At 68.8% G+C, this 21,031-nt stretch carries 16 protein-coding genes, 2 tRNA genes and 1 pseudogene; 12 read left to right on the top strand and 7 right to left on the bottom strand.

Features of this window, described 5'->3' with window-relative positions; translation table 11 throughout:
- Positions 1–136: 136 nt before the first annotated feature.
- Positions 137–1,216: a peptide chain release factor 1 gene (prfA, locus tag KK131_RS04375; RefSeq protein ID WP_214555473.1), complete on the bottom strand. Its 1,080-nt coding sequence runs from the start codon at positions 1,214–1,216 to the stop codon at positions 137–139.
- A gap of 94 nt (positions 1,217–1,310) precedes the next feature.
- Positions 1,311–2,588 (bottom strand): glutamyl-tRNA reductase, encoded by a 1,278-nt coding sequence (gene hemA, locus KK131_RS04370; RefSeq protein ID WP_214555472.1) that lies wholly within the window; start codon positions 2,586–2,588, stop codon positions 1,311–1,313.
- 99 nt (positions 2,589–2,687) lie between these two features.
- On the opposite strand from hemA, the gene KK131_RS04365 reads away from it, so the two are divergent.
- From KK131_RS04365 to ychF, 8 genes are all read left to right on the top strand, one after another.
- Positions 2,688–4,439, top strand: a complete 1,752-nt coding sequence (locus KK131_RS04365; RefSeq protein WP_250887062.1) for a tetratricopeptide repeat protein — start codon at positions 2,688–2,690, stop codon at positions 4,437–4,439.
- A complete protein-coding gene (gene lolB / locus KK131_RS04360) occupies positions 4,436–5,041 on the top strand; it encodes a lipoprotein insertase outer membrane protein LolB (RefSeq protein ID WP_214555471.1) in 606 nt (201 codons plus the stop codon). The genes KK131_RS04365 and lolB overlap by 4 nt, the downstream gene beginning before the upstream one ends.
- 50 nt (positions 5,042–5,091) lie before the next feature.
- Positions 5,092–6,474: a 4-(cytidine 5'-diphospho)-2-C-methyl-D-erythritol kinase gene (gene ispE / locus KK131_RS04355; RefSeq protein ID WP_214555470.1), complete on the top strand. Its 1,383-nt coding sequence runs from the start codon at positions 5,092–5,094 to the stop codon at positions 6,472–6,474.
- 48 nt (positions 6,475–6,522) lie between these two features.
- Positions 6,523–6,599, top strand: a tRNA-Gln gene (locus tag KK131_RS04350).
- 51 nt (positions 6,600–6,650) lie between these two features.
- Positions 6,651–7,592, top strand: a complete 942-nt coding sequence (locus KK131_RS04345; RefSeq protein WP_214556646.1) for a ribose-phosphate diphosphokinase — start codon at positions 6,651–6,653, stop codon at positions 7,590–7,592.
- Positions 7,593–7,706: 114 nt separating this feature from the next.
- The gene (locus tag KK131_RS04340; RefSeq protein WP_214555469.1) at positions 7,707–8,378 is read left to right on the top strand and encodes a 50S ribosomal protein L25/general stress protein Ctc; all 672 of its coding nucleotides are present in this window, start codon (positions 7,707–7,709) and stop codon (positions 8,376–8,378) included.
- A 54-nt stretch (positions 8,379–8,432) separates the two neighbouring features.
- Positions 8,433–9,020 (top strand): aminoacyl-tRNA hydrolase, encoded by a 588-nt coding sequence (gene pth, locus KK131_RS04335; protein ID WP_214555468.1) that lies wholly within the window; start codon positions 8,433–8,435, stop codon positions 9,018–9,020.
- Positions 9,021–9,101: 81 nt separating this feature from the next.
- A complete protein-coding gene (gene ychF, locus KK131_RS04330; protein ID WP_214555467.1) occupies positions 9,102–10,190 on the top strand; it encodes a redox-regulated ATPase YchF in 1,089 nt (362 codons plus the stop codon).
- A 93-nt stretch (positions 10,191–10,283) separates the two neighbouring features.
- On the opposite strand, the gene KK131_RS04325 is transcribed toward ychF, so the two are convergent.
- From KK131_RS04325 to KK131_RS04315, 3 genes are all read right to left on the bottom strand, one after another.
- Positions 10,284–13,349 (bottom strand): TonB-dependent receptor, encoded by a 3,066-nt coding sequence (locus KK131_RS04325; protein ID WP_214555466.1) that lies wholly within the window; start codon positions 13,347–13,349, stop codon positions 10,284–10,286.
- Positions 13,350–13,449: 100 nt separating this feature from the next.
- The gene (locus KK131_RS04320) at positions 13,450–14,529 is read right to left on the bottom strand and encodes a FecR domain-containing protein (protein WP_214555465.1); all 1,080 of its coding nucleotides are present in this window, start codon (positions 14,527–14,529) and stop codon (positions 13,450–13,452) included.
- Positions 14,507–15,094, bottom strand: a complete 588-nt coding sequence (locus tag KK131_RS04315; protein ID WP_214555464.1) for a sigma-70 family RNA polymerase sigma factor — start codon at positions 15,092–15,094, stop codon at positions 14,507–14,509. The genes KK131_RS04320 and KK131_RS04315 overlap by 23 nt, the downstream gene beginning before the upstream one ends.
- Before the next feature lie 130 nt (positions 15,095–15,224).
- Here KK131_RS04315 and KK131_RS17620 point away from each other — a divergent pair.
- Together KK131_RS17620 and KK131_RS17615 are read left to right on the top strand one after the other, a co-directional pair.
- Positions 15,225–16,031 (top strand): annotated as a pseudogene (locus KK131_RS17620) (cyanophycinase); the annotation flags it as partial.
- Between the two features lie 189 nt (positions 16,032–16,220).
- Positions 16,221–17,222, top strand: coding sequence for an isoaspartyl peptidase/L-asparaginase (locus KK131_RS17615; RefSeq protein ID WP_250887125.1), 1,002 nt, complete (start codon positions 16,221–16,223; stop codon positions 17,220–17,222).
- A gap of 11 nt (positions 17,223–17,233) precedes the next feature.
- On the opposite strand, the gene KK131_RS04305 is transcribed toward KK131_RS17615, so the two are convergent.
- Entirely contained in the window at positions 17,234–17,623 is a 390-nt protein-coding gene (locus tag KK131_RS04305) for an STAS domain-containing protein (protein ID WP_214555462.1), read from the bottom strand.
- Positions 17,620–19,929, bottom strand: coding sequence for a SpoIIE family protein phosphatase (locus KK131_RS04300; RefSeq protein WP_250887063.1), 2,310 nt, complete (start codon positions 19,927–19,929; stop codon positions 17,620–17,622). Before KK131_RS04300 ends, KK131_RS04305 begins: the two co-directional genes overlap by 4 nt.
- 148 nt (positions 19,930–20,077) lie before the next feature.
- Between KK131_RS04300 and KK131_RS04295 the strand changes: the two genes are divergently transcribed.
- The gene (locus tag KK131_RS04295) at positions 20,078–20,566 is read left to right on the top strand and encodes an acyl-CoA thioesterase (protein WP_214555460.1); all 489 of its coding nucleotides are present in this window, start codon (positions 20,078–20,080) and stop codon (positions 20,564–20,566) included.
- Between the two features lie 93 nt (positions 20,567–20,659).
- A tRNA-Tyr gene (locus tag KK131_RS04290) sits at positions 20,660–20,745 on the top strand.
- The last annotated feature ends 286 nt before the right edge of the window (positions 20,746–21,031 follow it).

Genomic DNA, 21,031 nt, shown 5'->3' with positions numbered 1-21,031 from the left:
GCGAAAGTCGAAATGCGATTCCGGCCTTCGCCGGAATGACGACAAGGGGGGGCGCAGGGGCGCAGGGTGCCCCGGCCTGCCGTGACGACAAGGAGATTTGCTGTGCAGGGTAACCCGGCGCCCCGTGACGGTGTTGTCAGGCGCTGCCCAGCGCCTGCAGCAGGTCGGCCTGGTGTTCGCGGGTCAGCGTGTCGATCAGTTCGCCCAGGTCGCCCTGCATGATCTCGGGCAGGCGGTACAGGGTGAGGTTGATGCGGTGGTCGGTGATCCGGCCCTGCGGGTAGTTGTAGGTGCGGATGCGCTGGCTGCGGTCGCCGGAGCCGACCTGCAGGCGGCGTTCCTGCGCCTGCGCCGCGCTCTGCTTGCTCTGCGCCTCGTCGAGCAGGCGCGCCTTCAGCAGGCCCATCGCGCGGGCGCGGTTCTTGTGCTGGCTGCGCTCTTCCTGGCACTCCACCACGGTGCCGGTGGGCAGGTGGGTGATGCGGATCGCCGAGTCGGTCTTGTTGACGTGCTGGCCGCCGGCGCCGGAGGCGCGGAAGGTGTCGACCTTGAGGTCGGCCGGGTTGATCTCGATGTCGTCGATCTCGTCCAGTTCGGGCAGGATCGCCACGGTCGCCGCCGAGGTGTGGATGCGCCCCTGCGACTCGGTTTCCGGCACGCGCTGCACGCGATGCGTGCCGGATTCGAACTTCAGCCGCGAGTACGCGCCCTTGCCCTCGATGCGCGCCACGACCTCCTTGTAGCCGCCGTGTTCGCCTTCGTGCTCGCTGAGGATCTCGACGTGCCAGCGGCGGCTTTCGGCGTAGCGCAGGTACATGCGCAGCAGGTCGCCGGCGAAGATCGCCGCCTCGTCGCCGCCGGTGCCGGCGCGCACTTCGAGATACAGGTTGGCCTCGTCGCGCGGGTCCTTCGGCAGCAGCAGGAGCTGCAGTTCGTCGTCGAGGTCGAGCAGGCGCTGCTCCAGCCGGCGCACGTCGTCGACCGCCATCTCGCGCAGCTCGGGGTCGTCCAGCATCGCGCGGGTCTCGGCCAGCTCGCGTTCGGCCTGGTCGTGCTCGCGCAGCGAGGCGGCGACCGGTTCGAGCTGGGCGTATTCCTGCGACAGTTCACGGAAGCGCGTGTTGTCGGCGAGCACCTCGGGCTGCGACAGCAGCAGGCCTATTTCCTCATGGCGCTCGGCCAGTGCCTCGAGCTTGCGGCGGATCGAAGGAGTCATGGGATGAGAGACAAGTGGCGGGAGATGAGTGGCAAAGCAGCAGCGGCTTCACCGCGGTGACCGGGGCACGACGAGCGGCAGCCAGCCGCATTCGCTACTCGCCCCGCGTCCCGGCCTCTTCTTCGTCCAGCCCGTACAGCCGCCCGGCGGCGTGCAGCAGGTCGAGATCGCCGTTCAGCGCGGCCTCGCGCAGGCGCGCGCTGGGGTGGTGCAGCAGCTTGTTGGTCAGCGTGTTGGCGAGGAAGGCCAGCGCCTCGTCGGGCGACTTGCCGTGGGCCAGCATGGCGCGGGCCTTGCCCAGCACCTCGTCGCGATAGACCTCGGCATGCTGGCGCATGTCGACGGCCGGGTTCCTCAGGGTCAGCGCGCGGCGCCAGGCCATGTAGCGCTCCACCTGCAGGTCGATGATCGCCTCGGCCTCGTGCGCGGCGGCGGCGCGCGAGCGCAGGTTGTCGTCGATCACCTGGCGCAGGTCGTCGATGCCGTAGAGATAGACGTCGGGCAGCTCGCCCACGCTGGCCTCGATGTCGCGCGGCACCGCGATGTCGACCATGAACATCGGCCGGCGTTTGCGCACGGCCATGGCCTGCTCGACACAGGTTCGGGTCACGATCGGCTGCCGCGCGGCGGTGGAGGAAATCACGATGTCGGCTTCGGCCAGGTGCTGCGGCAGGTCGGCCAGCGCGATCGCGTAGCCGCCGTGGCGGCCGGCCAGTTCCTGCGCGGTTTCCGGCGTGCGGTTGGCGACGATCAGCCGGCGCACCTGCTTCTCGGCCAGGTGCCGCGCGGCCAGTTCGATGGTGTCGCCGGCGCCGATCAGCAGCACGCAGGCGTGCTTCAGGTCGGTGAACACCTGCTCGGCCAGGCGCACCGCGGTGAACGCGACCGACACCGTGTGCGCGCCGATGCGGGTGTCCGTGCGCACCCGCTTGGCCACCGCGAAGGTGTGCTGCAGCAGGCGATCCATCGGCGCCTTCAGCGACTGCGCCTCGCGCGCGAGCTGGTAGGCGTCCTTCACCTGGCCGAGGATCTGCGGCTCGCCCAGCACCATCGAGTCCAGCCCGGTGGCGACGCGGAACATGTGGCGCACGGCGTCGTCCTCGTCGTGCCGGTACAGGAACTCATCCAGCTTGCCAGGGGTCAGATGGTGATGACGATTCAGCCATGCCTGCGGGATGTCCTCCGCGCCTGCCGCGACGCCGACGTACAGCTCGGTGCGGTTGCAGGTGGACAGGATCATCGCCTCCTCCACGCCGGGTTCGCGCGCCAGCTCGTGCAGGGCCTCGCCCGCGGCGTCCGCGTCGAACGCCACCTGTTCGCGCAGGCTGACCGGCGCGGTGAGGTGATTGAGCCCAAGGGCGATCAGCGGCATGGTGGCGGGAACATCTCGGCGGCAGGGATCCGGCGGCGTAGGCTAAGCTTGGCGCAACGTCGCCAGGTGATGACTCGGGCGACCAGAACGGGCATGTGAATGGAGAGTAGTGTGCGGAGCGGTGCGGGCAAGTTCAAGCAACTGCGGCATTTTACGGCAGTAACGACGCTGGCGCTGGGTTTGGCCGGCTGTGCCGGCGCGCCGCTGCGTTCCGCCCCGAAAACGGCCTCTTCGCCGCAACCGCTGGCGCGGTTGACGGTGGTCACGCCGGATGCCGATCACGACGTGCTGGCGCAGTTGCTGGCCGGCGAGATGGCGCTGACCCGCACCGACCTGAAGGCCGCGTCCGGCCATTACGACAAGGCGATGGCCTTGAGCAACGACCCGCAGGTGGCCGAGCGCGCCGCCGGGCTGGCGATTGCCGTGCATGACGCCGCGGCCGCCCGGCGCGCGCTGGATCGCTGGCAGGCACTGGGCGCCAAGCCCGCCGCGATGGCCCAGGCGCGGGCCCAACTGGCGCTGGACCGCGGCGATGCCGCCGAGGCGCGACGCCAGCTGGAACTCTTGATCGGCAGCGGCGACAAGGACGCCTGGCGCCAGTTCGGCCGCGTGCTGGTGGGCGCCCGCGACCAGGCCCAGGCGGCCCGCCTGCTGGAGGCGCTGGCCACGCCGGCGCGCCTGCCCGGCGACGCCCGCGCCTGGCTGGCGATGAGCGAGCTGGGCGACCAGTTCGGCCGGCATGCCTATGCCGTGCAGATCGCCGACGCCGCGATGCGGCACTTCAAGAGCGCCGAGACTTACGCCTGGGCGGCGCAGATGAAGTTCAAGGACGGCGACCACGACGGCGCCCGCGCGCTGCTGCAGAAGGCGCTGGCGAAGGAGCCGGATAATGCCCAGCTGCGCCTGGCCTATGCCGGCATGCTCAGCCAGGCCGGCGACTATGCCGGTGCCAGCAAGCTGCTGGCGCATGGTCCGCAGAACGCCGACATTTATGCCATGCGCGCGGGATTGGCCGCGCATGATCGGGACGACAAGGCGCTGGCCTCGCTGTACCGGGAATTGCAGAAGGCGCCGCCCGAGGTTCGCGAAAACAGCGCCTACCTGCTCGGCCAGCTGGCCGAGATGCAGCATCGCGAGGCCGAGGCGCTGGCCTGGTATGACCAGGTGGGCGACACCGACGAGCACGCGTTCGACGCCGACCTGCGCAGCGCGATGATCCTGCATGCGCAGGGCAAGCGCGCCGATGCGCATGAATTGCTGGGCCAGCTGCAGCTGGCCTATCTCGACCAGCCCGCGCAGTTGCGCCAGGCCTGGCAGGCCGATGCCGAGCTGTACCTGCGCGAACAGAACTACGCGAAGGCCGAGGCCGCGTTCAGCCGCGCGCTGCAGGTGGTGCCGGACGACCCGGGGCTGCTGTACGGCCGCGGCCTGGCCTATGCCGAGGCCGGCCAGATCGACCAGGCGGTGCAGGATTTCCAGCATCTGCTGAAGATCAAGCCGGGCGATGTCGATGCCAGCAACGCGCTGGGCTACACCCTCGCCGACGCGAACCGCGACCTGCCCGAGGCCGAGCGGCTGATCCGCGCCGCCCGCGCCGCGAAGCCGGACGACCCGGCGATTGCCGATTCCTGGGGTTGGCTGCAGTACCGCAAGGGCAACCTGGAGCAGGCCGCGCAGACCTTGCGCAACGCCTGGCTGGCGCGCAAGGACGCCGACGTCGGCGTGCATCTGGGCGAGGTGCTGTGGAAGCAGGGTCACCAGCAGGATGCGCAACGAGTCTTCGATGAAGTGCGCAAGCTCGACCCGCACAACGTCGCCTTGCAGGAAACCCTGAAGCGGTTGCATCCATGAGGCGGCTGCGCCTCCTCGCCGTCGCCCTGCCGTTGCTGCTTGCCGCCTGCGTGCCGCAGGCGGTACGCGTGAAGGGCGACGCCGGCCTGCTCGGCGCTCAGCTCGCGCGCGAGCGGGCGCTGGCGCAGGCCGATCATTGGGTGCTGCAGGGCCGGCTCGGCGTTTCCAACGGCAAGGACGGCGGCAGCGGCAGCTTCAGCTGGACCCAGAACGGCGATCAGTACGAGTTCGTGCTGCGCGGGCCGGCGATCAGCGGCATGAACTTCCGCCTCAGCGGCGGTCCGGACGGCGCCCTGCTGGAAGGCATGGCGCACGGCCCGTTGCGTGGGCCCGATGCCGAGGCGCTGATGCGCAAGGCACTCGGCTGGGAGGTGCCGCTGCGCGACCTGCGTGCCTGGGTACTCGGCCTGCGCGCGGACAGCGGCCCGGCCGAACTGAGCTTCGGCGAAAACCGGCTGCCCTCGCTGCTGCAGCAGGATGGCTGGACGGTCGACTACCGCGAATGGGACGACGCGCGTCGGCCGCCGCTGCCGACGAAGGTGTTCGCCGCGAAAGCGCCGTACAAGGTGAAGCTGTCGATCGAGTCCTGGCAGTTCCGCTGATGGGTTAGGCTTGGCGCCCCGTTGACCGTCGCAGCAGCATCAGAACCCGCATGTCCTTCCCGATCGAACGTGCCGACCCCAGCCAGGTCGAGGCCCTGTGCGCGATCGAGCGCAAGGCCGTGCAGCTGTTCCGCGGCCACCCGGCGTGGAGCAGCTACGCGGCCGTGTCGATTCCGCCGGAATTGCTGCGCCAAGCGATCGGCCGCGGCCTGGTCTGGGTGGCGCTGGACGGAACGGGCGCGCCGGTCGGCTTCGTCTGGCTGGATACGGACCTGGCGGGCGGCGCGATCGGCGTCGCCGAGATCGACGTGCTGCCGGAGTACGGCCGGCGCGGCATCGGTGCGGCCCTGCTCGAACACGCCTGCGCATGGGCGCGTGCGGCCGGCTACCGGCGGGTGGACCTGGGCACGCTGGCCGATGTGCCGTGGAATGCCCCGTTCTACGCGAAACACGGTTTCGCCACGGTCGACAAGAACGATCCGTCGTTTGCGTTTGCGCGCCAGCGCGATCGCGAGAACGGCTTCCCCGACGATCTGCGCGTGTTCATGAGCCGGCCGTTGCCGCCGTCTGCGCCCGGCGAATGGACGATATGGCCGGCGCCGGCCAAGCTGAACCTGTTCCTGCGCATCGTCGGGCGGCGGGCGGACGGCTACCACGAACTGCAGACGGTGTTCCGCCTGCTCGACTGGGGCGACGAGGTGCGCCTGCGGGTGCGCGACGATGGCCTGATCCGGCGCACGCGCGAGGTGCCGGGCGTGCCCGAGTCCGCCGACCTGGCGGTGCGGGCGGCGCGGCTGTTGCAGGAATACGCGGGCACGCCGGTGGGCACCGACATCGAAGTGGACAAGCGCATCCCGATGGGCGGCGGGCTGGGCGGCGGCAGTTCCGACGCGGCGAGCGTGCTGATGGCGCTGAACCAGCTGTGGCAGCTGGGCCTGGACGAGGATGCGCTGGCGGAACTGGGGCGCCAGCTCGGTGCCGACGTGCCGGTCTTCGTGCGCGGCCGTTCGGCGTGGGCCGAAGGCGTGGGCGAACAGCTGACCCCGCTGGCCCTGCCGCCGCGCCATTACGTGGTGCTCGACCCGCACGAGCCGGTGCCGACAGCCGCGCTTTTTCAAGCGCCTGAATTGACACGAAATGCCCCGCGGGCGACAATTTCATCCTTTGCTTCCGGCGAAACGACGGAAAACGCCTTCGCGCCGGTGGTGCGCGCGCGGCACCTGCAGGTGGCCGCGGCGCTGGACTGGCTGGGCGGCTTCGGTCAGGCGCGGCTTTCCGGCAGCGGCGGTTGCGTGTTCCTGGAACTGCGTTCGCTGGAGCGGGCGCAGGCGGTGGCACGGCAATGTCCGGCGGCGTTCACGGCGCATGTCGCCATGGGTGTCGACGTGTCGCCCTTGCATGAGGCATCGGCGCGCCACCGGGGCGCGGCGTGACGGCGGCGGCAGAGACGGATCAGGCACGAGCAGATACACACATACCACTGGGGCGTCGCCAAGCTGGTTAAGGCACGGGATTTTGATTCCCGCATTCGCAGGTTCGAATCCTGCCGCCCCAGCCATTTCATGATGGCCAAGTTTTCGAGGTAACCACTGTGGACACGTCCACCCCGATGATGCTGTTTACCGGTAACGCACATCGTGCCCTGGCCGAGGATGTCGCCCATCGCCTGGGCGTGCCGCTGGGCAAGGCGCTGGTCGGCACGTTCAGCGACGGCGAAGTGCAGATCGAGATCGAGGAAAACGTCCGCAAGCAGGAAGTGTTCGTGCTGCAGCCGACCGGCGCGCCGAGCGCGGTCAACCTGTTCGAGCTGCTGGCGCTGACCGACGCGCTGAAACGCGCCTCGGCGGCCAGCGTCACCGCGGTGATCCCGTACTTCGGCTATGCCCGGCAGGATCGCCGGCCGCGCTCGGCGCGGGTGCCGATCACCGCCAAGCTGGCGGCCAGCATGATCGGCGCTGCCGGCGTCGACCGGGTGCTGACGGTGGACCTGCATGCCGACCAGATCCAGGGTTTCTTCGACATTCCGGTCGACAACGTCTACGCCTCGCCGGTGCTGCTGGCCGACATCTGGCGCAGCCACAGCATGGACGACCTGATCGTGGTCAGCCCGGACGTGGGCGGCGTGGTGCGCGCGCGCGCGATCGCCAAGCGGCTGGACGACGCCGACCTGGCGATCATCGACAAGCGCCGGCCGCGCGCGAACGTGTCGACCGTGATGAACATCATCGGCGACGTGGACGGCAAGACCTGCGTGATGGTCGACGACATCGTCGACACCGCCGGCACGCTGTGTGCGGCGGCTGCAGCCCTGAAGGAGCGCGGCGCCCGCAAGGTGGTTGCCTACTGCGTGCACCCGGTGCTGTCGGGTGCGGCGATCAGCAATATCGAAGGCTCCCAGCTCGACCAGCTGGTGGTCACCAACACCTTGCCGCTGCGCCCGGAAGTGCAGGCCTGCGCCAAGATCCGCCAGCTCTCGGTCGCCGAGCTGCTGGCCGAAACCATTCGCCGCATCGCCTTCGGCGAGTCGGTGAGCTCGCTGTATGTGGATTGATCCACGGATTTTCGCCGTGGCGGCTCAGCCGTCCGGCATCACCGGCTTTTCTGGTCGCGGAAAAGTCACGCAACTGCCGCGAGGCGGTTCTTAAAAAACCAAGGTAGCAACGAAATGTCCAAGACTCATGAAATCAAGGCGCAGAGCCGCAAGGACGAGGGGAAAGGTGCGAGCCGCCGCCTGCGTCGTGCGAGCTTCGTGCCGGCCGTCGTGTACGGCGGCGATCAGGCTCCGCAGAGCATCCAGATCGAGCACAACACCATCCTGCTCGCTGCCAAGAACGAGTGGTTCTTCTCCTCGGTGCTCGACCTGAACGTCGACGGCAAGGTGCAGAAGGTGCTGGTGCGCGACTGGCAGAAGCACCCGTTCAAGCAGCTGATGATGCACATGGACTTCCTGCGCGTGAACGAGAAGGAAGCGATCCGTGTCAGCGTGCCGCTGCACTTCCTGAACAAGGAAAAGTCCGCGGCCGCGAAGACCTCCGGCGTGGTGATCTCGCACAACCTGACCGAAGTGGAAATCACCTGCCTGCCGAAGGACCTGCCCGAGTCGATCGAGCTGGACCTGGCCGACCTGAAGCCCGGCGACATCATCCATCTGTCGCAGCTGAAGCTGCCGAAGAACGTCGAGCTGGTCGCGGCGCATGGCGGCGAAGGCCACGACATCGCCGTGGTCACGGCCAACACCGTGCAGGAAGAGGTCGAGGAAGCGCCGGCCGACGAGGCTGCTGCGCCGGCAGCGGCTCCTGCCGCCGCCGCGCCGGCCAAGAAGGACGACAAGAAGTAAGCCGCGTCGACCCGCGCTCCGCTGGCGCGCGGGTCGTCACTGCTGCTTGTCCGCATGGCTGGTTTGCGACTCATCGTCGGGCTGGGCAATCCCGGTGCCGAATACCTCCGAACCCGGCACAACGCCGGGTTCTGGCTAGTTGATGCCCTCGCCGGCGGGCAGGGCGAGCGCTTCGCCTTCGACGGCAAGCTGCACGGCGAAGCCTGCCGCGTGCGCCTTGGCGGCGAACCGGTCTGGCTGCTGAAGCCGGCCACCTTCATGAACAAGAGCGGCATCGCCGTGGTCTCGGCGCTGCGCTACTACAAGATCGAGCCGGAGCAGTGCCTGGTCGCGCACGACGACCTGGACCTGCCGCCCGGCACCGTGCGCCTGAAGTTCGACGGCGGCCACGGCGGCCAGAACGGCCTGCGCGACATCATCGGCCACCTCGGCCACGGCAAGTTCCATCGCCTGCGCGTGGGCATCGGCCATCCCGGCCACCGCGACCAGGTCACGCCGTGGGTGCTGGGCCGGCCGTCGGCCACGGACGAGGATGCGATCCTCGACGGCATCGCCCGCGCGCTGGACGTGCTGCCGCTGGCGGTGGACGGCCAGTTCGACAAGGCGATGCAGCAGTTGCACACGGCAGGGAATAGGGAATAGGGAATAGAGAATCGCCAAGGCGTTCCGTATCCCGCTGCCCCTATTCCCTACTCCCTATTCCCTATTCCCGGAATCAAATCCATGGGCATCAAATGCGGCATCGTCGGTCTGCCCAATGTCGGCAAGTCCACCCTGTTCAACGCGCTGACCAAGGCCGGCATCGCCGCGGCGAACTTCCCGTTCTGCACGATCGAGCCGAACGTGGGCGTGGTGCCGGTGCCGGACCCGCGGTTGAACGCGCTGTCGGAGATCGTCAACCCGCAGAAGGTGGTGCCGACCGCGGTGGAGTTCGTCGACATCGCCGGCCTGGTCGCCGGCGCGTCGAAGGGCGAAGGCCTGGGCAACAAGTTCCTGGCGCACATCCGCGAGGTGGACGCGATCGCCCACGTGGTGCGCTGCTTCGAGGGCGACGTGATCCACGTCGCCGGCAAGGTCGACCCGATCTCCGACATCGACACCATCGACACCGAGCTGGCGCTGGCCGACCTGGAGTCGGTGGACAAGGCGCTGAACCGCGCCGAGCGCGCGGCCAAGGCGAACGACAAGGAAGCCATGGCGCGCAAGCCGGTGTTGCAGAAGCTGGCTGCCGCGCTCAACGAGGGCCGCTCGGCGCGCAGCGTCGGCCTGGACGAGGAAGAGAAGGCGCTGGTGCGCGACCTGTTCCTGCTCACCCTGAAGCCGCTGATGTACATCGCCAACGTCGCCGACGACGGCTTCGAGGACAACCCGTTGCTGGACGCCGTGCGCGAGCGCGCCGTCGCCGAGGGCGCCGAGGTGGTGCCGGTGTGCGCGGCGATCGAGGAGGAACTGGCGCAGCTCGACGAGGCCGATCGCGACGAGTTTCTCAAGGACATGGGCCTGGCCGAGCCGGGCCTGAACCGGGTGATCCGCGCCGGCTACAAGCTGCTCGACCTGCAGACCTATTTCACCGCCGGCGTGAAGGAAGTGCGCGCGTGGCAGGTGAAGCGCGGCGCCACCGCGCCGCAGGCCGCCGGGGTGATCCACACCGACTTCGAGCGCGGCTTCATCCGCGCCGAGACGGTCGGCTACGACGACTTCATCCAGTACAAGGGCGAGGCCGGCGCCGCGGCGGCCGGCCGCCTGCGCAAGGAAGGCAAGGAATACATCGTCAAGGACGGCGACGTGCTGCACTTCCTGTTCAACGTCTGACGCACCGACAACCGGGCTTCGTCGGGGGCGGGCACTGCCCGCCCGACGAAGCCGCAGAAGCACGCATGGCGCTCCTGCGGCCAGGCAACGGGGTTACAGCGCGCTGCCGCCGAACTTGTAGGTGAACTGCAGGTAGTAGCTGCGCCCGGCCGCGTCGAACCACGAGATGTCGTAGTACGGGTACGACGTGTAGGTGGGGTCGCGCGGCGGCATCTTGTCGAACAGGTTGTCCACCGCCAGCGACAGCTGCGCGTGGTCGCTGAACTTGTACTGGATCGAGGCGTTGTAGCGGTAGGTGGCGTGGACCCAGGCCGGCTCGCCGGCCGAGGTGTCCACGATCTGGTCGTACGAATCCGAGTTCGGCAGCCGCCCGAGGCGCATGCCGAACAGCGTCGCCGACCAGGCCTTGCGCTCCCACGACACGCTGGCGCTGGTTTTCTCGCGCGGGATGTCGAAGCCGCTGTTGACCGCCAGCTCGTCCAGCGTGGCGTCGCCCGGATACTGCTGGAACAGGTGGTTGCGGGTCCAGGTGTGGTTGCCGCTGAGGCGGAACGTGCCGATCGCCGTTTCCAGCTTGTAGTGCGCGCTGGCGTCGATGCCGCTGGTGCGCTCGTTGGCGACGTTGATCGGGTTGACGTAGATGCCGTACAGGCGACCCGTACCGGAATTACGGTTGACGCGCGCCACTGCGTCCACGCAGCTGGGCGAATTCGCATCCACCGGGTTGCCGTTGATGTCGCTGCCGATGCGGCAATTCGCTTCCAGCTGCAGGATGCGGTCGGTGCTGAGGTCCTGCACCTGATTGCGCATGCGGATGTTGAAGTAGTCGACCGAGAAGTCCAGGTGCGGCGTCGGCGACCAGACGAAACCGGTGGTCCACGAGGTGCTGGTCTCGGAATCGAGATCGCGATTGCCCTGGCGCGTGCGGATCAGGCCCTCGCCCGCATAGTCGCAGTCGGTGATGTCGACGCCCGGTTCCTCGGTGCGGCAGCGGTAGTAGTCGTTGCCCGAGGTCTCGTCGTTGCCGATGCCGGCGTAGACGTAGTGCAGGTCCGGCGCGCGGAACGCGGTGCCGTACGAGCCGCGCAGCAGCAGGGTGTCGAACGGGCGCCATTCCAGTCCGCTGCTGTAGGTCAGCTTGCCGGTCTTGTGGCCGGAGAAACGGTACTGGTCGTAGCGGCTGGCCAAGCTCAGGTTGAGCGTGTCCAGCAGTGGCAGGCGCAGTTCGCCGGCGGCGGCCCAGCGGTTGCGGCTGCCGTGGCCGTCGGAGTCCTTCCAGCTGTAGTAGTAGTACTGCGTGGCCAGCGGGTCGGGGTTGAGGTCGTAGGCCTGATTGCCGACCTCGACCACGCCGGCGAAGCCGGCCGGCCCGGCCGGCAGCTGGAACAGGTCGGTGTTGGTGAGGGTGAACGCCAGCGTGTCGCTGCGCGATTCCGGGTGGTAGTTCGTGCGCGCGGTGATCGAGTCGTACTCGGCGCGGGTCAGCGGCGTGTACAGGCGGGCCGGGTCGGCGTCGAAGATCGGCAGGCCGCTGTCGGCGTCGACGCCGAGCTGCGGGCCGAGGTAGAGGTCGTTGGCCTTCGACGCCACGGTCTGCGGCCAGCTGATCAGCGCCTTGTACTGCGAATGGCTGAGCGCGGCCTCGTAGTCCCAGCGTTCGCCGAACGTGCCCTTGAAGCCGGTGGTCAGGCTGAAGGTCCGCTGCGTGTTCTCGATCATGCCGCGGCCGAGGCCGCCCATTTCCTCCGGCGTGAACTGGCGGTACCAGTTCTCGATGCCGCCGCTGTGCGCGTTGTAGAAATAGCCGTCCTCGTTGCCGTCGGGTGCCTGGTAGTTCCATTGCTCGACGTCGCGGAACAGGCTGACCTTGCTGTAGCCCAGCTGCATGTCGCCGAACCAGGACAGCGTGTCGCTGATCTTCAAATTGGCCGAGGTGTAGGTGTTGATGCCGCGGCGCTGGCTGAGGATGGTGCCGTAGCCGATCGACTCGGCGCTGCCGCAGAAGTTGCCGTAGCGCGGCCGGTTCGCGTACACCGTGGTGCCGCCGTTGAGGTAGGCCAGCGCATCGCAGGCGGCCTGGCCCGGGTCGATGTAGTCGTCGTTCCAGTCGCCGTTGAGGAAGGTGCGCCGCGGCACCCGCGAGCGCGCGGTGGGCGCGTCGGCGGTGGAATCCTGGATCTTGCGCTGGTAGGCCCACAGCGGCTGCTGCGCGAGCAGTTCGGCGCCGAACACCAGGTTGAAGTCGCCGTGCGAGAAGCCGGTGGAAAAGTTCAGCTTGGTCGACGCGCCGCCGCCGCGGGTGGTGTCGCCGTAGCGCAGGTCGATGGTGGTGCCGTCGGCGTGATCCTTCAGGATGAAGTTGACCACGCCGGAGATCGCATCCGAGCCGTACACCGCCGAGGCGCTGCCGGTGAGCACCTCGATGCGTTCGATCATGCCGATCGGGATGTTGGAGATGTCGGTGAAGTTGCTGCGGCCCTTGAACGGCAGCGGGAAGTCGGCGATGCGCCGGCCGTTGACCAGCACCAGGGTGTGGTTGGGGCCGAGTCCGCGCAGGTCCACTTCCTCCGCACCGGGCGAAAAATCGGCGCCACTGGAGGATTGCTGGCTCTGCGTCTCGCCGCTGTTCTGGGTGATCGCGCGCATCACGTCGGGCACGCTGGCGAAGCCGCTGGCCTTGATGTCGCTGGCGGTGATCACGGTGACCGGCGCCGGCCCCTCGACCTGCGCGCGCGGGATGCGCGAGCCGGTGACCTGGATCTCCTCCAGCCTGGTAGCCTCCTGCGGATCCGCGACGGCTGCGCTGCGGCTGCTGGCCGGGGCCGGCGGTGCCGACGGCTGGGCCGGCTGGCCGGCACCCTTCACGATGACGACGGCGCCGGAGTCGTCGCGGTGCACGGTGAAGCCGCTGCCGGCCAGCAACCGCCCCAGCGCGGCGTCCGCCGACAGCGTGCCGTGCACGCCGGAGGTGCGCAGGCCCCTGAGCTGGTCGGCCTGGTAGATGAATTGCGCGCCGGACTGGCGGGCCAGGGTATCCAGCGCGGTGACCAGGTCACCGGCCGGGATGTCAATCGGTCGGACTGCAGCGGTTTGCGCGGATGCCATGGCGGACACCGAACAAGCCAGCACGAACATCGCGCCGCGTAGCGAACGGATCATCGTCACCTCTCCCCAGGTGGGCGCACACGATGTGCGCCATGTACGCCGAGACGAACGGGCGGCGCAAATCCCGCCCGCACTCGGCCGCCGCGTATTTGCGTCAGCGCCGGGTCAGCACGATGCTGTCGCCCTGCCGGCGGGCCTTGATCGGGAAGCCCTGTGCCAGCAGCCGCACGAAGGCGTCGGTGTTGGACCAGCGGAAGTTGCCGCCCACCCGCATGGCGCCGACGCTGGCATCGCCGATCACGATCTTGCGGGCGTTGTAGCGGTTGAACTCGGCGGCGGCAGCGGCCAGCGGGGTGTCGTGGAAGTTGACGAAGCCGCTGCGCCAGCTCAGGTATTCCTCGGCCTGCTGCACCGAGCCGGAGTGCACCACCACGCCGGTGTCGCTGGCCAGCGCCACGCTGCCGGCGGGCAGCAGGGTGGTGGGCTGGCGATGACCGCCCGGCAGGCGGTCCGATTCCAGCCGCACCAGGCCCTGGGTCACCACCACGCGCAGGTCGGCCGCATCGCGGCGCACGGAGAAGCGGGTGCCGACGGCCGTCACCCGACGATCGCCGGTGCTGACCACGAACGGCCGTGCGAGGTCCTTGGCCACCACGAAGAATGCCTCGCCCTGCTGCAGGTCGACGTGGCGCTCGCCGTGCGACAGAGTGACCAGGATGCGGCTGTCGCTGCTCAAGGTGGCGGTGGAGCCGTCGGCCAGCGGCACTTCCTGCAGGTCGCCGATCGCCGTGCGGTAGGACGCCTGCTCTACCGCGGTGTAGTGGCGCCAGACCAGCGCCAGCGACACCAGCAGCGCCAGCATCGCGGCGGTGGCGAGATGGTGCAGCAGGGAGTGGCGTTTCCCCCGGTGCCGGTGGGTGGTGCGCCACGGCGCGTGGGCATGCACGGGGCGCGGGTGGTGCGGCTCGTCCGCATGGTCGTCGGCGGTGCCGAACGGCGAGGGCGTCCAACTACCGCGCGCCGGCACCACGCCCGCGGGCACGCCCGCGCCCAGCGCCTTCAGCCGGTCGCTCTGCCGCCATGCCGCGTCGAGCCGGACGAAGGCGACGCGGTGGGCCACGGACGCGTCCAGCCACGCATCCAGCTGTCGCTGGTCGCGCTCGCTCCAGCCGCCGGCGTCGCGCCTGGCGAGCCAGGCGGCGGCGGCGTGTTCAATCTCCCTGCTGCTGGCCATGTCCATTCCCGTATGCGGTATCCGTCGCGTCGTCGTGGGCCGGGCGGCGCGCGTGGCTGCCGCCGTAGAAATACTCCGCGATCAGCCGCGCGCCCTTGGCGACCTGCTTCTCCACGGTCTTTTCGCTGATGCCCATGCGCGCCGCCACCTGCTTCTGCGACAGCTCCTCGACCCGGCGCAGCCAGACCACTTCGCGGCAGCGGTCGGGCAGGCGGTCGAACGCATCGGTCAGGCGTTTCAGCTCCTGCCGCGCGCCCATCCGCCGTTCCGGCGAGACTTCGTCTACCAAGACGTTCAGCGCGTCCATATCACCTACGGCCTCGATCGAGACGACGCGGCCGCGGCGCAGGCGGTCGGTCATCAGGTGGCGCGCGGTGGTGAACAGGAAGGACTTCGGCATCGCCGGTCGGGCCTTCGCCGCGGCCTCGTAGATGCGCACGTAGATTTCCTGGCGCAGGTCGTGGATCTCCTCGCGTCGGAACCAGCTGCGCAGCAGATAGCGCATCAGCGCGCCTTCGTGCGCGAGGATTTCGCGGGCAAACCAGTTGTTGAGGGAGTCGTCCACACGGCGACCTTAGCGTCAAACCGCGGCGGAAATACAGCCATGGGGGAAATGCCGCGCCGGTTCGTCTCGGCCTTGAGCGCGCCGCGTTTTTGCAGCGCCTCCTGCCATCCGCGTCCGGGGGACCGAACCCATGTTTCCGACCAAGCGACTGCCCGGCTTCCTGCGCCCGGCCACTTTGTGCCTGCTGGCCCTGGGCCTTGCGCTGATCGGCGCGAACGCGCCGGCGAGGGCGGCGGACCCCGCCGCCGCGCGCGACGGCTACGAGTACTACCGGATCGGCGACCTCGAGGCGGTCCGGCCCAGCGCCACCGAGCCGGCGCTGCTGCTGATGGGCGGCGGCGGGTGGCCGCACCAGGCGTTCGCCTGGCTGGCGGCGAAGAGCGGGCACGGTCATTTCCTGATCCTGCGCGCGTCCGGCGACGACGACCTGCAGAAGGAGCTGTACCACGACGTCGGCGGCGTGGCCTCGGTGCAGACGCTGGTGTTCCACAGCCGCGCGGCGGCCAGCGATCCGCGGGTGCTGGAGATCGTGCGGAAGGCCGACGGCATCTTCATCGCCGGCGGCGACCAGGCCAACTACGTGCGGTTCTGGAAGGGCACGCCGCTGAATGCGCTGCTGGACCGGCACGTCGCCGAGGGCAAACCGATCGGCGGCAGCAGCGCTGGGCTGGCGATCCTCGGCGGCCATGCCTACGGCGCGATGGACGGCGGCAGCATCACGTCGCCCGAAGCGCTGGCCGACCCGCTGGGCAAGGGCGTCACCCTGGTCGACGGTTTCCTGCACATGCCGCGCATGCAGCAGGTGATCACCGACACCCACTTCGACGCGCGCGCGCGGCAGGGCCGGCTGGTCGCGTTCGTCGCCCGCTTGCGGCACCAGGGCCATCCGGACGTGGTCGGGCTGGGCGTGGATGAAGGGACGGTGCTGGCCGTCGATGGCAACGGTATCGGCCGGGTGTTCACGTTGAACAACGGCTTCGCCTGGCTGCTGCGCCCGCAGGGCCAACCAGAGCGGGTCGAAGCGGGCAAGCCGCTGGACTACCGCGGCGTGCGGGTGACCGGCATCGGCACGCAAAGCCGGATCGACATGCGCGACCTCAGCGTGCAGCGGCCGGCGTTCGAGACGATGGCCGATGTGCGCGGCGGCAAGCTGGACCTGCATGGCGAGGTGCCGCCGCTGCTGGTGATCCATGGCGGCGCCGGGGTGGAGCGTGCGCAGATGACGCCGCAGATCGAAGTTGCCGCGCGCGCCGCGCTGGAACGGGCGCTGCGCAACGGCTACGCGCAGCTGAAGGCAGGCAAGCCCGCGTTGGATGGGGTCACCGCAGCGATCGCCGTGCTGGAGGACGATCCGCTGTTCAACGCCGGCAAGGGCGCGGTGTTCACTCACGACGGCAGGAACGAGCTGGACGCGTCGATCATGGACGGCTCGACGCTGGCCGCCGGCGCCGTGGCGGGCGTGCATCGGGTGCGCAATCCGGTGCTGCTGGCACGCGCCGTAATGGAGCATTCGCCGCATGTGATGATGGTCGGCGGCGGCGCGGAGCAGTTCGCCGCCGAGCAGGGCGTCAAGCTGGTCGATCCCGCGTATTTCCGTACCGAGAAGCGCTGGCAGGATCTGCAGAAGGCGCTGAAGGAAGACGCCGCAGGCGAGAAGCTGACGGCGCGACTGGCGGCGCTGAAGCACTTCGGCACGGTCGGCGCGGTGGCGCGCGACAGCGAAGGCCGCCTCGCCGCGGCGACCTCGACCGGCGGCATGACCGACAAGCGCTACGGCCGCGTCGGCGATTCGCCGATCGTCGGTGCCGGCACCTATGCGAACGCCGCTTGCGCGGTGTCGGGCACGGGTTGGGGCGAGTTCTACATCCGGGTTTCCGCCGCGCGCGAGATCTGCCTGCGCATGGCGATGCTCGGCGAATCCGCGCAGCAGGCCGGGCAGGCGGTGATCAACGACGAGATCCCGCAGATGGGTGGCGATGGCGGCGCGATCGTCCTGGGCGCGGACGGCAGCGTGTCGATGCCGTTCAATACCGAAGGCATGTATCGCGGCTGGATCGGCGCGGACGGCGTGCCGCACGTGGCGATCTACAGCGGCGATCCGCTGGCGTTGCCCGCGCCGGCACGCTGACGGCGTGCCGCTCAGGCGTCGTCGTCGCCTTCGGTGACCTGCCGCTGCATGCGGTCGAGGTAGGCGTCGAGCTCCTGCGTGCTGGTGAAGACCTCGTTCACCGGCACGGCCTTGACGATGTCGAACACCTTGCGCACCTGCGGCTGCGGGTTCAGCAGCAGGGTGTGGCCGTTGCGGGCGCGCATGCTCTTGCGGATCCGGGCGAAACTGCGCAGTCCGGCGCTGCTGACGTATTCCAGCCCGGCCAGGTCGACCACCACGGTGCCGCCGTCGCCGAGCCGGGGCAGCAGGGCCAGCATGGCTTCATCGAGTTCGCCGAAGGTCATCGCGTCGAGGCGGCCGCCCACCTGCACGACGACACGATCGGGCGCGGAGAATTCATGGTGCAGGCTGAGCGTCATGGCGGAGATCCATCCAGGTTCGGGTAGGTGAAGCGAAGCAGCAGGTGGTTGCCGTCGGCATCCCGTGTATAGCGCATTTCGCTGGCCATGGTGCGCGCGAGATGGATGCCGAGACCGCCGACCTGTTCACGGTCGGCGAGGTCGCCGGTGAGATCCGGAGTGGCCGACTGCAGCGGGTCGAAGGCGACGCCATCGTCGATCAACTCGATCGCGACGGCATCCGGCTGGGGCTGCAGCAGGATGCGGATCTGGCCGGGGCGTCCGTCGGGATAGCCATATTCGACCGTGTTGACCATCAGCTCCTCCAGCACCAGGCGCATGTCGCTGCGCAACGCGGCCGGCACGTCGGCCTCCTGCAGCAGGTTCTCGCAGCGGTCGAGCGCACCGAACACGTCGGCCAGCTGGTTGCCGATGCATATCTCGGTGCCCGGTGCCGTGGCGCCATGCCAGGTCAGCGCCAGCACGGTGATGTCGTCGGCCTGCGCGGCTTCCGCCACGAAACGGTCCACGTCGCCCAGCAGCCGTTCGATGTAGCCGGCGGTGGGGGCCGTCGGCGGCACCTGGGCGAGGCTTTGCACGGTGCGTTCGATGCCGTACATCTGTTGCTCGTGGTCGCTGGCCTCGGTGATGCCGTCGGTATACATCAGCAGGGTTTCGCCCTGGCGCAGGCGCAGGCGGTGTTCCGGGTAGTCGGAGTCCTCGTACAGGCCGAGCACCGCGCCGGTGGGGAAGTCCAGCAGTTGCGGCGCGCCGCGGCCGCACAGGATCGGCGGCTCGTGTCCGGCGCTGGCCAGCACCAGGCTGCCGTTGCCGGTGTCCAGCAGGCCGCACAGCAGGGTGACGAACATGCAGCTGTCGTTGCCACGGCAAAGCTCGAGGTTGAGCAATCGCAGCAGGTTCTGCGGCGTCTGTGCGCGGGGCGCCAGCGCCTTGGCCAGGGTGATCGTCTGCGCCATGAACAGGGCGGCCGGAATGCCCTTGTCGGAGACGTCGCCGACCATCACGAAGAAGCGCTGCGGGTCGAGCATGAAGTAGCTGTAGAGATCGCCGCCGACCGCCCGGGCCGGGCGCAGCGCCGCATGCAGCTCGAAGTAGGCGCAGACGGCGTCGAGATAGTGTTCGCTCGGCAGCAGGCCGATCTGGATCTGGTGGGCGATCTCCAGTTCGCTGGCCAGCCGCTGCTTTTCCCGTGCGACCCGGGCAAGGTTCTCCAGGTGCAGGGCCAGTTCGCGGCGCATCTGGTCGAAGGACTGGGTGAGGCGCCCCACCTCGTCGGGGCGGCGCGGCGGCGGCAGCTCGAAATCCAGTTCGCCGCGGGCGACGTGCTCGGCGCGGTCGGCGAGCACCCCCAGCGGCGCCATCGTGCGGCGGATGGTCAGCAGCGTGATCAGCGCGACGCCCAGCAGGGCCAGCAGACCCAGGGCCAGGCTCAGCACGAAGATGCGCCTTACCCCGGCATAGATCTGGTATTCCGGAACCACCAGGCCAAGCCGCCAACGGGTACCTTCGATCGGGGCGGAATACACCCAGACCGCTCCGTGCACGCGCGGGTTTTGCGCCACCGGCAAGCGCTTCGATTCGGGCTGGTCGCTGGCCAGGGCGCCGAGCAGGGCGGCCGCGCCACGCTTGCCCACGAGGTCCGGGTTGTCGTGCGCCAGGTAATTGCCGTCGCTGTCCAGCACGAAGGCATAGGCGCCCTCGGGCTTGGCCAGGCTGCCGAGTATCTGGTGCAGCCAGTCGAGCGTGACGTCGGCGTTGATGATGCCGGCCGGGTGCCCGTCGCGACTGATCGCCACGGAATAATTGATCAGCTGGCGGTGCCGGGACTGCGAAAAGAACGCTCGCTGCCAGCAGCCGTTGCCGCAGCCGAGTCCGCCGAGGAACCAGTTGCTGTTCCAGTAGGGGCTGGCGTCGCGCGAGAGGTCGCGGCTGGTCAGGCTGCCGTTGTCCAGCCGGCTCACGAACGGCGAATACGGCGGGGCGTCGGCCGGGTTTGGCGAGGGCCTGAACACCGCAGCCAGCCCGTCCATGTCCGGGTTGGCGGCCAGGGTGTCGCGCAGCAGCGGTTCGGCGTCGTCCTGGCGGGTGTCGATGATCGCCGCAAGCATCCGTGCGGAAACTGCGACACGGTCGATCCTTGCCTGGATCTGGCTGCCGGCATGGGCCGCCAGGGCGGCTGCCTCATGGTGGGTGTGTTCGAGGATCTGCGTGCGGGTGAGGTTGAGCAACAAGGCGCCCATGGCTGCCAGCACCAGGGTGGAGCCGATCAGGACCCACAGCGCCGTCCGTGATGCAATGCTGCGCAAGGCCAATGCTGACTCCCCCCGTTCCCTTTTGGCATCTAGCCATGAAGCAGGGCGGGCCGCAAGCCGGCAAACTGTGCCCTGGTGCGGGGAAATGCATGCAGTCGGGCATAATCCCGGTTTCCGATTCCGCCCGCGAGATGCCAGCCCCATGTCCGGAAAGCAGCACGAAGTGACGTTCCGCTTCCTCGCCCAGCCCACCGATGTCAACTTCGGCGGCAAGGTGCACGGCGGCATGGCGATGAAGTGGATCGACCAGGCCGGTTATGCCTGCGCGGTGGGCTGGAGCGGGGCGTATTGCGTCACCGCCTCGGTCAGCGGGATACAGTTCGTGGCGCCGATCCTGATCGGCGACCTGGTCACGGTGCGGGCGCGCCTGATCCACACAGGCACCAGCAGCATGCACATGGCGGTGGACGTGATGGCCCGCGACTTGCGCAAGGACGAACAGCGTCTGGCGACCAGTTGCGTGATGGTGTTCGTGGCGCTGGACAGCCCGGACGGCAAGCCCACCCCGGTGCCGCACTGGGAGCCGCGCGACGACGGCGAGCGCCGGCTGCAGGCGCAGGCGAAACAGCTGCTGGAGTTGTCCAAGGGCATGGAGCAACTGGTCGATCTGCACGCGGCTTCGCTGGACTGACATGTCCGCGGAATAATCGCTGCCGCGGGTGGAATCGGCGCCGCAAGGTGTTGACAGTTCGGGGCCTGATCCACACAATACGCGTTCTTTGTTGGAGGGATACCCAAGCGGCCAACGGGGGCAGACTGTAAATCTGCTGGCTTACGCCTTCGGTGGTTCGAATCCACCTCCCTCCACCAGCTTGAGTGCCATCGGTAGTCAAGTTTGTAGAGATCCGACATGCAGGGCCGTGGAGGTGGGTGAGATCCGCCGCCGCGGTTCGACAAGATCGCCAGGAGCGATCTTGAACAGCCGAAGCCTGGCCCGATGCGAGTAGCGCATTGGGCGAGTCTCGGGACGAGACGAGTACAAGATCGCAGGAGCGATTTTGAACGCGACGCGAAAGCGGCGCGGCCCCGGAGGGGCGGAGGGCGGGATGCCCGGAGTAATCCACCTCCCTCCGCCAGTGTGGCAAGTGGTACCACG

The sequence above is a fragment of the Rhodanobacter sp. LX-99 genome (genome assembly GCF_018599185.1).
Lineage (GTDB): Bacteria > Pseudomonadota > Gammaproteobacteria > Xanthomonadales > Rhodanobacteraceae > Rhodanobacter.
This window is presented reverse-complemented; position numbering and strand designations above follow the sequence as displayed.

Coding starts and splice junctions, on each gene's coding strand:
- hemA (WP_214555472.1), bottom strand. CDS start 2,588: ATGCCGCTGATCGCCCTTGGGCTCAATCACCTCACCGCGCCGGTCAGC.
- KK131_RS04365 (WP_250887062.1), top strand. CDS start 2,688: ATGGAGAGTAGTGTGCGGAGCGGTGCGGGCAAGTTCAAGCAACTGCGG.
- KK131_RS04305 (WP_214555462.1), bottom strand. CDS start 17,623: ATGACGCTCAGCCTGCACCATGAATTCTCCGCGCCCGATCGTGTCGTC.
- KK131_RS04320 (WP_214555465.1), bottom strand. CDS start 14,529: ATGGCCAGCAGCAGGGAGATTGAACACGCCGCCGCCGCCTGGCTCGCC.
- pth (WP_214555468.1), top strand. CDS start 8,433: ATGGCTGGTTTGCGACTCATCGTCGGGCTGGGCAATCCCGGTGCCGAA.
- prfA (WP_214555473.1), bottom strand. CDS start 1,216: ATGACTCCTTCGATCCGCCGCAAGCTCGAGGCACTGGCCGAGCGCCAT.
- KK131_RS04345 (WP_214556646.1), top strand. CDS start 6,651: ATGATGCTGTTTACCGGTAACGCACATCGTGCCCTGGCCGAGGATGTC.
- lolB (WP_214555471.1), top strand. CDS start 4,436: ATGAGGCGGCTGCGCCTCCTCGCCGTCGCCCTGCCGTTGCTGCTTGCC.
- ispE (WP_214555470.1), top strand. CDS start 5,092: ATGTCCTTCCCGATCGAACGTGCCGACCCCAGCCAGGTCGAGGCCCTG.
- KK131_RS04340 (WP_214555469.1), top strand. CDS start 7,707: ATGTCCAAGACTCATGAAATCAAGGCGCAGAGCCGCAAGGACGAGGGG.
- KK131_RS17615 (WP_250887125.1), top strand. CDS start 16,221: ATGGCCGATGTGCGCGGCGGCAAGCTGGACCTGCATGGCGAGGTGCCG.
- ychF (WP_214555467.1), top strand. CDS start 9,102: ATGGGCATCAAATGCGGCATCGTCGGTCTGCCCAATGTCGGCAAGTCC.
- KK131_RS04295 (WP_214555460.1), top strand. CDS start 20,078: ATGTCCGGAAAGCAGCACGAAGTGACGTTCCGCTTCCTCGCCCAGCCC.
- KK131_RS04325 (WP_214555466.1), bottom strand. CDS start 13,349: ATGATCCGTTCGCTACGCGGCGCGATGTTCGTGCTGGCTTGTTCGGTG.